Source organism: Vibrio sp. 2433-A1, from assembly GCF_056726085.1.
Genome location: NZ_JBRESC010000037.1, coordinates 1 through 11,364 on the forward strand (window position 1 = coordinate 1; position 11,364 = coordinate 11,364).

Genomic DNA, 11,364 nt, shown 5'->3' on the forward strand with positions numbered 1-11,364 from the left:
GGCTTTGTTGCGTAATTCGGACAGAAAAACAAACCGCCCGAAATTGTGCAATTCTTAAACAACAAACTGAGTTTCAGGCATACCAAGCCCTGTAAGCTTGTTCAGCGCTTTAATCATGGCGTAGGTTTCGCCAACCTGAGCATTGTAGTTTCGCAGGCTTAACCTCCCACCTAGCAACTGCTTCACTCGATACATGGCTGTTTCTGATAGTGAACGTTTGTGATAACCATACCGCTTTTTCCACTTCTTGTTGGAGCCGTAGAGCTTTTGGCAACCCACTGCTAAATTGCGAGGATGTCCTTGTTCCCAGAAGGCTGCCCCTTCTCTTGGTGGGATAAGCGGAATAGCTCGCTTAATCCGTATGGCATCATGGCAGTTCCTTGTGTCGTAAGCACCATCTCCAGATATCTCGATGATTTGTCGACGTGTTTGCTTGAGCAAATTAGGAAGGACTTCTGAATCAGTGACATTAGATAAACTCAGTTCTGCTGCTACTATCTCGTGAGTACTGGTGTCGACTGCTAAATGCAGCTTTCTCCAGACTCTACGCTTCCCGTCAGTACCGTGCTTCTTGACCTTCCATTCACCTTCGCCATAAACCTTGAGACCAGTGGCATCAATGGCCAGATGCTGTATCGCACCTCTGGTTTTAGTTTTAAATGAAACCTCAACCTGCTGGGCTCGACGGCTTATACAGGTGTAATGCGGACAAACAAGCGGTATGTTAGCCAGCTTAAATACTGAGTCTAGAAAACCTTGCAGCGCTCTCAATGGCATAGAGAAAACGCGTTTTACCATCAGTGCGGTAGTAATGGCTAGGTCGCTGAATCGACGAGGCCTGCCGCGCTTACTCTGTTTGCTTTGCTTCCACTCGCGTATGGCTTCCTCATCAATCCAGAAAGTGAGTGAACCACGGTTGATTAGGGCTTTGTTGTACTGTTTCCAGTTAGTTGTTTTGTAACGAGGTTTCGGCATAAGGCTACGATGATTAACTGATGTAGCCGATCAGATCGTAACTTCCTGATTTAGTTCCATCGAATTACGCAACAAAGCCAGGTATCAGGTCCATATTCTTTGTTATCTTCTATTAATAAGTCTTTATCGAGATGGTGCCCATCGACATAATGGCAGTCGAACCAGTTTTTAAAGTTCGATAGATATAACCAGCTCGGATGGACACTGCAACCTACGTAGGTCGGACTTCTTTCTTGGTATTCTTTGGAATAGCAACGCCGTACCATACCCTTCCATACAGTGTAGAACTTATAATGTTTCCGATTTTCAGTAACACTGCCTTTAGGTAGGTCGTTAATGCCCATGTCATATATTTTCTTCATTATTTTTATTCGTTTGTTAATCAATATGTATATTATAAATCTTAAAGGTAGCGTTATAAACAAACTCAGAAACGTAACGGCCTCGTCTAATATAGTTGGTTCTAGCTGGTAGTACTTGGTTCGTTGGTCGGTATGAATCAAGTTAGCTATACGAAATATTAAGTTTAATGTAATAAGGATAATTTTTCGTAAATCTGATTTATTAGATAGTGTTAATAATATTCCCCATCAAATAGATAACTTAGTATCAAATAGACGGCGAAGCCGTCGCGGCTTCGCCGCCTATGTTCTATTTGATAATCGGGTAGATAGCTTCACTGAATCAGTTCTGCTGAGATAACACTAATACTAGTATCTGAATCAAGTAGCACTAGAATATCTTCCATCATCTAGTTCGAATCAGTTCTACTGTACAAAAATCGTGATAGTTCACGTTAGTAGAGGATAAGGCCGAAGGCCAGTGACCTGCGGTCACGCATACTTTTTATGATTTAGTATTAGTCGGCTTGCCGACGGAGCGAAGCGACTAACCCAAACGGAGTATAAAATAATCATTGTGGCGTTCCGTTATTTCCAAATCAACATGTAGCGGCTTAACGCCAGGACTTAGTTTAAATCGAATATCTGATAACAACCACTTAACGGACCCTTCGAATCGTGCTCTAGTGATGTGGATATTTTCAATATTTGTACACACAGGACCAGCATAGTAATAGCCATCCTTTGTGATAACATCACCATACTTTTTCTTAATTAGCTTTTCATATTTTTGAATCAGATTATGTATTTTTTGAGCATTGGCATTCGCTATGGCTACGCCATTATACTCACCCACCGCATTGTAACTATCTCGCACCAATCTTTCTATTTTTCGTTCTAATATTTTTAGCTCCATTCTTCCCTCATATAAAAGGCTGCTCTTTATTGAGCAGCCTTTTGACGTGGTGATTTGATTTTATTTATGCTAAATTCGGTTTGTCTAATATTATTTCTAACTTATCATTTATTTCGTCGAAATGAATCAAATCGTATGGCGCAGAGGTCATTATGTTATTAGTATGGCTTATCATCATATGATTAGGACATGGAAAGCTAATATGCTTATCATTTAAAAAAATATGCTTCTTATAAATCGTCTGCTCTTCTTTGATAACATAGCGCAGGGGTGCGGTGATAACAAGCTTATCTTGTTGTGTAGCGGTGACGCGGCTTTGTTCTTCGTTCTTGATTTCAATTTTCATTTTATTCTCATTTTTATTAGACAGCGTTGTGCCATCGACCGAGAATAGGATAACCCGAGAAAATGTGGTGATAAACAAACCAGTGAAAATAAATCACAAGGCATTGATTTCATTACGTTATAAGAGGCAAAAGCTAGTCGCAGTTTCATTACGTTCATGGCTCGACTTGTACGAGCGCGTAAGCTTATGTGATAACGTTATCAGTTCATGTGTCTATTATAATTCTGAAAAGCAGAATGATAAACAGTTTTCTATATAATTTAATAGAAAAGAGGCGAAGCCTCAGCGCCGAAGGCGCATTACAAAATAATATAGTTAATTAATAAGCTTAATTTTTCGTTGAAATACAACAAAACTGGTGTATTGGATTCTAATACATTTTAATTTAAATTAACTTGGCCATTGAATAACTGGGCTAGTGATGGTTCCATCAGATGTTTGTTTAAAAAATTATTATCATCTGATAATCAGAATTTATAAACAAAAACGTGAAATAGTTTTATTTTAAATCGTTTAGATTCAAAACCGCGACAAAATGTTGTGTCGATAACAATATATCTTTAGTAAAAATGCTGTTTACACAACATGTTGTCGCGGAAATGACTGAATAGTTAAACGCCCAATCCGCATCTTCGTTTCAAAAACATGTACGAATAACTAGTAGATGACAATATATCTATAGTAATTTGCTGTTTACTACTTATTCATACATGTTTTTTAGTTAAAACTGGGGTGTTTAATCACCCCAATCTACGTCTTCACACATCGACTTGATTTCACGAGTTTTGAACTTGGTGACATCACGTTTATCCACTTGATGATGATTATGAAAAATACTAACGTCACCATGCTTTTCAATGTGCTTGGTCCTTGATTTGTATTTCTGATTCTCGGAGTTATTCAGACCAACGTTCCACCATTCACGCTTATCTAGGATATATACATTGTTATTCACATCAAAACGATAGCCAAGCAACCATCTGAATAATCGTGTTTTCGCTCTATCTGATTCGTACAGCCAGTTGGTATCGTCTTTGCTCACCATGTCGTTCCAGAAGTTGTTTGCTTTCTCTGTCATATCGTCTGCTGATATACGTTGTGTTTTTTCACTCGCGTATAAGCGATTAACGACCTCACTATAACGATTCCATTCTGGCTTATCATTCCACAACCTATTAAGCATAACGACACCGCTATTAGTAATACTGTTATAAGCATCTAGCCAGTTGGCCTCTGTTGCGCACATCTCTGTAAATTGGGATTTAAACACATACGCACGGTCAACAGCGACTTTGCATAGCTCTAGTGGTATATCTAAATCATCGGCCATTAACTCTTCTATGTTAGCCAGCTCGCCTAAGTTGGTCAGATATTCGACCACAGTTTTCTTGCTGACTGACCGCAACGATAATGGCCTATCACTTTCGTACATATACGTTTCTGCGACTTCATAGCCATATGCTTTCAACCCATTTACAGCAGCAACTCCGTGGTTGGTCTTGCGCATTTGATTTACTTCGATAGAGCGGGCCATGCAAGCGATTCTATGGCTATCTGACTCAATAGCCATAGTTTGCTCTGAAATACCGTAATCACGCCTTAAACTCGCCTTATTATAGCCAACACCATCCACTTGTTCTGCTCTTTCAAAACACTGCTCTATACTGGTATTTTCAACACCTTCACCAGCGATAAGCACATAGTTGGCTAAACTTATATTTCTGGCTCTGCCATACTGTTGGACAAGTCTTTCTGGCGCTGTCTGTAACGAAATGATAGTAACATCATCTTTTATATTGATACCTTCTTCTAACGCGCTTGTAGCCAACACAACATCGACACCAACAGCTTTTATAGTCTGACTTTCTGCTAGCTTCTGGTAATCACTTTTCTTATCTCGCACTACATCACGATTCACACATAAGCATGATATGCCTTTGCTCTCTAACTCGGAGGCTAGTTCTAGGTTACGCTTGTGACTATCTCTAAAGAATAGGATAGGCTTATTAGCCTCAACTTTGATTACGTTTGCCAGTAACTCATTTGTAAAACCAGAGCATTGATAAAGTTTAACCGCTCTAGTGTCTATTTCTTTATGAACCTCTGTTATACTATCGATAGTAAGTAACTTGTCTGAGTATACTTTCAAATCATCTTTAATAACGAAAGGTTGATAGTCTGTATACTCAGTTTTAAACGAGCCGCTATAAATATATACAGGAATATTAAAGCGGACTTTGTTGATTACTCTTATTAGATTATCGACTGCTTCGGCTCTATAGCCTGCCTCATAGATAAGTTGAGCCTCATCTATATGCAGTCCGGTTATATCGTCTGTTAAGTACTCTAGCTGTGAGATTTTAACTTCTTGATTGTTAACTTTTGCCATCATTTCTTGTTGGCGTTTAATACTGATTTGTGGAAAAACAATAGTGTGATTGTGGACCTCACTTTGTTTCATCATGTGAAACGTTTTTCCTACACCAGTACCTGCTTTAACTAAATGCACTCCGTTCGTCTGCGGTAGTGCATTTTTTTTGTCTGAAAGAAACTCATCTTTCATCAACATTATTCTTTTCATTATCACCACTTTGCTAAAATACTATCAGCAATCTCCTTGGTTGTTTTTTGCTCTCTAGGCTTAAATATCTCTCGTGTTTTAGACCACGTTTTATGCGCTGATTTCGTTTTGTGCTTGTAGTCGTGGTCTGCCATTAGATAGCTATATCTACTCATCGTATACTCTACCTCTTGGTAGTTCATGCCAGTCTTAAACAGCTCTAAAGCTAGTTTGTAACTCATATAATCACGATTGCCTGTACCGACATCTCTCACGAATCTATCAATGGCCCGCTTACGACAGTTGACTAAAAAGCTATCTGAGCTATCTACATCAACCACTGGTGGTGGCTCTATAATCTCGCTCTTTATTTCAGGCACTTCTATCACGTCAGTTGCACCACGTCTTAAAAAAATTCTTTCGCCGACAGGGTCGTCGCACTCGATAAACGTAGGTGGTGCAATGAAACACAAGCCAACTTTATTAAAGCTTGCTAAATCAGTTCCACCAGCTTTTAGTTCGTCTTTAAATGCGTGTTTCAAATCATCTATTGTAGTTGACTTATCGAGCATGAAAAACAAATGGCAGCTGAGGTAGTTCTTGTCCATTTCACTGCTACTACTATGGTGCACAACGCAAGAGACAAAGCTAAAACTTGGTAGTGATAGCAATGCGTAATCTAGTTTTTCGTCAAAGCTTCTATCTGCCATATGACTGACATCTAGCTTATCGATATCGATGTAACACCAGTTCTGCTCATTTTTAATATAATCGCTGTCTGACTGTCTGTTGTACTCTTTACCACTCTCGCCGATTAGTTTTCCATTAATCACGCAACCATCATATGATTCTATTAGTTTCAAAACCTTTTCCATCGACTCGATGTTATTAACTGGTACTTCATGCATTCTGTACCAGTAACCATTAGCGGTTGTACCAGTCTTCTTATTATTAACAAACGTCTTCCCCAGTGTGAGCAAGTTGTTATCAGAATCATATACTTTATCTGCTATTATCATTTTTGTACTTCCTTACCGTAAATGTACTCACACCAAGGTGCTCAGCAATAGACTTGATGTTATAACCTTCATGAATGAGCTTCTTGATTTCATTCTGTATTTCTACTGATACCGCTGGGCGGCCTCTTGCTGTTTTTTCTAATGTCATTTGACTCTCCTTTTGTGTATGTACTTCTATTTAGTGAGTAAAAAAAGAGAGAAAAGAGAGAAAAAGAATAGTTAATAAACTCAGTTATTTAGAAAAACCGAGCCCATAAGCCATTGATTCTATTAAGCAGAAATAGAATAGATACAGTAAAGAAGATGAGAATTACTCTCATTTAAAGCGAGATTACAAGGGGAGGACTTTATAAAACACATTAGGTAACACCATGATTTCAAAAAACTTTATTCCATGTAAATTTACCAATAACCGTATCCCATATATGAACCTGTGGTAACATGAACCATCATCTATCAAATGGGTATCATAATGCTAAGAAGAATACGAAAAATTGAAGGCATCGGTAGCTATCACAGCGCAAGAGCTGGTGGCACGCAATTTTCTGACGTGAACATAATCTATGGTGAAAACCGTAACGGTAAAAGTACGCTGTGTGACATTTTCTATTCTCTAGCGTCGAACAATCCAGAGTTAATCAAAGACCGCAAGGCGATACCAAGGCAAGGAACTACGGCTAATCCTATGAAAGTCGAATTTCAATTCGACAACGCGCCAAACCCAGTGTTTGTAAACGAAGCTTGGGCACCTGGATTACCAAATGATTGTGAACTACATATCTTTGACCACAACTTCATTCATCGAAATGTAATGAGTGGCACAGTCAATAACCGTGAAAACTCAGAGAACATTTCCAGCTTCATTTTAGGCGAAGAAAATACCGAGCGTTTTGAAGCCCTCAAAGCAGAAAAAGAAGCTTTAGCAGCTACGAAAGCTAGCTTGCGAACCGCTAAGACTACTTTAGAAGCAAGTGGCATTACCGACGTTGCCACATATGTTGCATCTGCACTTCCAGTAGAGTCCATTGAAGAGCTGAATGCTGCAATTGAGGCATCTATAGCAGAACAAGAAGCACTAACCGTACAAATTGGTAGTGTCACTCAATCTAAAGCACGTAAGAACTTAAAAGAGATTTCTACCACTTTTGATATCACAGCGACAAGCAATGAAATCAATGAGTGCTTAGCAACTAACATGGAAGAAGCTCACACAGATGCCAAAGCTTTAGTACAAGAGCACATGGCGCACCTAAAGGAGCAGAACGGATTTAAAGGTTGGGCTTCAAACGGTCTAACTCACTTAGATGAAAACTGTCCATTTTGTGGTCAAGAGCTTGAGGGCGATTCATTAGAGCTAATTGAAAGCTATAAAGTTGCATTCAATGAAGCTTTTTCTAACTTCATAAAAGAAACCAAAACAAACGCTACACGACTGCTTACCAAGCAATTGATTTCAGTTGATGAACAAGCTATCGGTCAACTTCATGAAGAAAACAAGAGAACTCTTGAACTATATCCAGAACAGGCTGTAACGGAGCAAATCGCAGAGTTAACTCCTCTTATCGATGATATGTATGAGGTAGTGAAGTCATCTATTGAGCTTCTTAACGAAAAGCATGATGAGCTGAAACCTCAAATTTTAGAGCTTCTGAACGTTAAAATCGAAACAGCATATAACGCCGTTGACGCTATTGACTTCTCGCACCTTCAATCCGCTATAGACTCATTTGAAGAAGCTAAAGAGGCATACAAAGTCGTAATAGATTCGGTCAATGAAAAGCTTATCGCATTTAAAGACGGCCTTGATTCTGTAGCTTTAACAACTGACAAAGCCACAGAGAACACTAATCAGAAGGCTCTTGAGAAGAAAAAGCTACGCCATACATTAGAGGAAAAATGTGCGACTTATAGAGACCTCAGCACTCAAGCCGAACAAGACCAAGAAACATACGATAACAACAAGACAACGCTAGAGAATTCGCAGAATGCGTTTCTTGATAACTACTTTGATGAAATCAATCTACTGTTCCAAAGTCTTGGCTCTCGAAACTTCAATATCAGTAGAAAGCAGAATAATAGTGGTCGAAAAATTGTCTATGACCTAGACGTCAGCTTCAATGGCACTACGATTCCTAGAAACAAAATGAACTGCTTATTCAGCGAATCGGATAGACGCGCACTGGCGCTGTGTATCTACTTGGCTAAAATCAACAAACTATCGCCAGAGGATAAAGCTAAGGCCATATTGGTGATGGATGACCCAGTGACCAGCTTTGACAACGAACGAATTTCTAGCATCTTGAACAAACTCTATGAGATTTCACCGTCGATTAAACAGCTATTCATCACTACTCACTACCGAGGAATGGCCGCTACTGCTATTAAGAAGTTTGCAAATACAAGCGCACTAAAAATCATCAAGGTGGCAAATGGTTCGGACTTTACTGCTACTACAGAAGCAGAGATGACGGCGACAGAGCATGATGACGCATACAACGAAATAACAGCGTTTATTAACCATGAAGTCAATGACAACAAGGCACTGATTTTAAGACCATTCTTGGAAACAGAGCTTCGCCATAGATATAAAGACCAACTCAGAGCGAACGGAGCCACTTTGAGAACTGATTTTTCAGTTTGTATAGACACACTCAAAGACAATGACATCATCACCGAGGCAGTAGCAAACGAGATTCACTCATTCAGAACAACTTTCAACCCTATAATGCATGAGTTGAATGATATGAATATTGAAGATGTTCGAAATGCCGCAACTGATATGATGGGCTTGATTTATAACCGCATGTAAGAAAAAGGGAGCCACTGGCTCCCTTTTTCTATTGATTATACGATGCGTGAACACCGTCCTGATACCCTCTTGCAAATGCAGCATGAGGGCTCTTATGCCTAACAGTACCCGCCTGACTCACAGGTAGAGAATCAATATCGATATTCAATAGCTCTTCTCTTTCTAAACCTAAAGCATAACCACGTTCATAAGCGCATCCACAGCACTTGTGACGCCCTGCTCCGCCTTGGTCTAGTGGAAGAGCTTCAAACTCAGGGTAATGACGATGTTCATTTCTACAAAGTGTCATAAGCCTCCTAACGGTCTTTATTTGATTGAGACAGCACAGAAGCAGCGAACTCTTTGGTTTCATCACTGTACTTGTCACTCTGGAGAACTGCCGAGGCTTTCTGTTCCATGTCTTTACCCGTCTGCTTCGACTTATCAGCTTGAGCCATAGCACTAGCAGCTAAAGACTTTTTGATTTTTGATGCGTTAGGGTCTGATAGTGTTTGAGCCGCTTTAGAAGCAACTTTTTTAGATGTTTTCTTCTTATTCATACGTCCTCCAGAATGGTTATCCTTATAAGATATGGGGATAATTTATACAAAACCAAGTGCTTATCGTAAGTTTGTAGATAAAAGATTCAATCAGTACGATTGGTTACACTGGACAGACGGTGCATTCGGCTACTTCCCTTCTTATACCTTAGGAGCGATGTATGCAGCGCAATTTATGGCATCAATGAAGCAAACTGTCGATGTTGATGGTGCTATTCGCAGTGGTAACCTGAGCCCGATATTTACCTGGTTATCAGACAATATCTGGAGTAAAGCCAGCCTACTTACCACCGATGAGTTAGTGAAACAGGCAACGGGTGAAACGCTAAACGCAAGTCACTTTAAGCAACACTTAGCTAATCGCTATCTATAACCGTTAGTCAGTAACAAAAAAACCGCCTCAATGAACCGTCGATTGTTGAGTAATGCCAGTCAGTTAAGCTGACTGGCATTTTTTCTATTTGTTGCGTACTTCTTGGGTTTCAACTTCACCCATCGAGGATAACTTCTATCTTCTCTTCGAGGCGGTAAGATAAACATGGATACATGCTCTAGTAATACCTCATAGTGTTTAGGGAGCTTTCCTGGGCTTGTTAAAGGCAACGCTGCAAAGTATTGCGTCACAGCCATAGCGCTACTCGTAAAGCTCAGTTGATTTGGCCAGACGCTATCTAACCTACTTGCCGCTTTTGTCATAACCTGCCTGATAAGGTTATAGGCGAGTAAAATACCCCAGAGCTCCTGCTTAACCATATCTGGACGCTTGCTTCGCAATGTATACTCACTGTCAAGTAAGGTCTGCTTCATTTCCCGATAGCCTAATTCGATTTCCCAGCGATAACGATAGAGCTCTACGATTTCTTCGCCAGGAAAACGTAACCCATCACGCATTGATGTAAGCACCTGATACTCCTTACCTTTAATGATTTTTGAGACTAACCTTGCTTCAACTACATCAGGAAGTTCACTAAACTTCTTTCTTGCCTGAGGTGTTGTTTTAATCGCAACGATTGCATCACTCTTGCTGTACCTATGAACGACTTCATACTGGAAGTCTTTTCTCACAGGGAGCATCCAATGCCTCTCTTGGCCGACTTTGTTCCATCGGTTAAGCAGTCCCAGAGAGTAATATCCTTTGTCAAAAATAGTCAGAGAATGGTCTGGCGTTTGTTCTATGAGTTCTTCTGCAAGCCGCATTTCGTTGGTTCGATAGTCAGAGAATGCACTATCGATGAGCTGATGACTTGTAAGCTCCATCAAGCAAACCATGCGTATCTTAGGGTAAATATTTTCAGATGACTGATTACGCTGTGCTTTAAACTCTTGATGATTTTCAGGTGTATCTGCCGTTCTCCAAACGACACCATCGACAGATAGAAGATTGAGTCCACACCAAGTTTCAAACTTAGAAGATTGATAACTCTGAGCCGCCATCGTCTTAAAGACTTGTTTAACACCTTCTTCGCCTAATCTCTGCCTCGCTTGGACAACAGCACTTGGCGCAACAAAGCGCTGTTTGTCTGGTAGGACAATATCAAGTTGGTTAGCGATATCCCAAACAGATTGTTGCCGAAAAAGACTCATTCCTACAACGGACCAAAGTACTGCTTCCAAGGGTAAGCGTCTTCTTCTCACTGTTGCTACACCAGCTTTTTCAAAACCTTGCTGGATAAGCTCTGGACTAAGGATCTCAGAGTATTTGTCAAAGTGATGGAAGGTATTGCATGAGCGAAAAGTATTCGCAAGTTGGCTTTCTAAAGACATGAAAAATCCGATATTAGTTTCCTAATATCGGATTTTGAAGCCTTTTGAGGATCGGTCAAATGATCTCAAAAATTTTTCTTAACTGATCGGCATTA

10 protein-coding genes and 1 pseudogene are annotated in these 11,364 nt (G+C 39.9%); 2 read left to right on the plus strand and 9 right to left on the minus strand.

Annotation, left to right across the window (positions count from 1 at the left end):
* Positions 1–54 precede the first annotated feature (54 nt).
* The 6 genes from ACU01J_RS20585 to ACU01J_RS20610 form a co-directional block, all read right to left on the minus strand.
* Complete coding sequence (locus ACU01J_RS20585; RefSeq protein ID WP_481085133.1) at positions 55–975, minus strand: IS5 family transposase; 921 nt, start codon at positions 973–975, stop codon at positions 55–57.
* An 888-nt stretch (positions 976–1,863) separates the two neighbouring features.
* On the minus strand, positions 1,864–2,232 hold the full coding sequence (locus ACU01J_RS20590) for a hypothetical protein (RefSeq protein ID WP_481087340.1): 369 nt from the start codon (positions 2,230–2,232) through the stop codon (positions 1,864–1,866).
* 64 nt (positions 2,233–2,296) lie between these two features.
* Positions 2,297–2,578 (minus strand): hypothetical protein, encoded by a 282-nt coding sequence (locus ACU01J_RS20595; RefSeq protein ID WP_481087341.1) that lies wholly within the window; start codon positions 2,576–2,578, stop codon positions 2,297–2,299.
* Positions 2,579–3,314: 736 nt separating this feature from the next.
* Positions 3,315–5,159 (minus strand): helicase C-terminal domain-containing protein, encoded by a 1,845-nt coding sequence (locus tag ACU01J_RS20600; RefSeq protein ID WP_481087342.1) that lies wholly within the window; start codon positions 5,157–5,159, stop codon positions 3,315–3,317.
* Between the two features lie 2 nt (positions 5,160–5,161).
* Positions 5,162–6,157: a hypothetical protein gene (locus ACU01J_RS20605; RefSeq protein WP_481087343.1), complete on the minus strand. Its 996-nt coding sequence runs from the start codon at positions 6,155–6,157 to the stop codon at positions 5,162–5,164.
* Positions 6,141–6,305, minus strand: a complete 165-nt coding sequence (locus ACU01J_RS20610) for a helix-turn-helix domain-containing protein (protein ID WP_481087344.1) — start codon at positions 6,303–6,305, stop codon at positions 6,141–6,143. Before ACU01J_RS20610 ends, ACU01J_RS20605 begins: the two co-directional genes overlap by 17 nt.
* Before the next feature lie 324 nt (positions 6,306–6,629).
* On the opposite strand from ACU01J_RS20610, the gene ACU01J_RS20615 reads away from it, so the two are divergent.
* Complete coding sequence (locus ACU01J_RS20615) at positions 6,630–8,966, plus strand: AAA family ATPase (protein WP_481087345.1); 2,337 nt, start codon at positions 6,630–6,632, stop codon at positions 8,964–8,966.
* A 28-nt stretch (positions 8,967–8,994) separates the two neighbouring features.
* Here the strand turns inward: ACU01J_RS20615 and ACU01J_RS20620 are convergent, their stop codons facing one another.
* Positions 8,995–9,255 (minus strand): hypothetical protein, encoded by a 261-nt coding sequence (locus ACU01J_RS20620; RefSeq protein ID WP_054963629.1) that lies wholly within the window; start codon positions 9,253–9,255, stop codon positions 8,995–8,997.
* 7 nt (positions 9,256–9,262) lie between these two features.
* Positions 9,263–9,505 carry a hypothetical protein gene (locus ACU01J_RS20625; protein WP_102409332.1) on the minus strand — a complete coding sequence of 81 codons (243 nt, stop codon included), beginning with the start codon at positions 9,503–9,505 and terminating at the stop codon, positions 9,263–9,265.
* Between the two features lie 103 nt (positions 9,506–9,608).
* Here ACU01J_RS20625 and ACU01J_RS20630 point away from each other — a divergent pair.
* A pseudogene (locus ACU01J_RS20630) lies at positions 9,609–9,878 on the plus strand (carboxypeptidase M32); the annotation flags it as partial.
* A 59-nt stretch (positions 9,879–9,937) separates the two neighbouring features.
* Here the strand turns inward: ACU01J_RS20630 and ACU01J_RS20635 are convergent.
* Complete coding sequence (locus tag ACU01J_RS20635; RefSeq protein WP_481084253.1) at positions 9,938–11,269, minus strand: IS4 family transposase; 1,332 nt, start codon at positions 11,267–11,269, stop codon at positions 9,938–9,940.
* Between the last annotated feature and the right edge of the window lie 95 nt (positions 11,270–11,364).

What these genes read in the sequence shown, in the direction of transcription:
- ACU01J_RS20585 (WP_481085133.1), bottom strand. Translation starts at nt 975, where the DNA reads ATGCCGAAACCTCGTTACAAAACAACTAACTGGAAACAGTACAACAAA.
- ACU01J_RS20590 (WP_481087340.1), bottom strand. Translation starts at nt 2,232, where the DNA reads ATGGAGCTAAAAATATTAGAACGAAAAATAGAAAGATTGGTGCGAGAT.
- ACU01J_RS20595 (WP_481087341.1), bottom strand. Translation starts at nt 2,578, where the DNA reads ATGAAAATTGAAATCAAGAACGAAGAACAAAGCCGCGTCACCGCTACA.
- ACU01J_RS20600 (WP_481087342.1), bottom strand. Translation starts at nt 5,159, where the DNA reads ATGAAAAGAATAATGTTGATGAAAGATGAGTTTCTTTCAGACAAAAAA.
- ACU01J_RS20605 (WP_481087343.1), bottom strand. Translation starts at nt 6,157, where the DNA reads ATGATAATAGCAGATAAAGTATATGATTCTGATAACAACTTGCTCACA.
- ACU01J_RS20610 (WP_481087344.1), bottom strand. Translation starts at nt 6,305, where the DNA reads ATGACATTAGAAAAAACAGCAAGAGGCCGCCCAGCGGTATCAGTAGAA.
- ACU01J_RS20615 (WP_481087345.1), top strand. Translation starts at nt 6,630, where the DNA reads ATGCTAAGAAGAATACGAAAAATTGAAGGCATCGGTAGCTATCACAGC.
- ACU01J_RS20620 (WP_054963629.1), bottom strand. Translation starts at nt 9,255, where the DNA reads ATGACACTTTGTAGAAATGAACATCGTCATTACCCTGAGTTTGAAGCT.
- ACU01J_RS20625 (WP_102409332.1), bottom strand. Translation starts at nt 9,505, where the DNA reads ATGAATAAGAAGAAAACATCTAAAAAAGTTGCTTCTAAAGCGGCTCAA.
- ACU01J_RS20635 (WP_481084253.1), bottom strand. Translation starts at nt 11,269, where the DNA reads ATGTCTTTAGAAAGCCAACTTGCGAATACTTTTCGCTCATGCAATACC.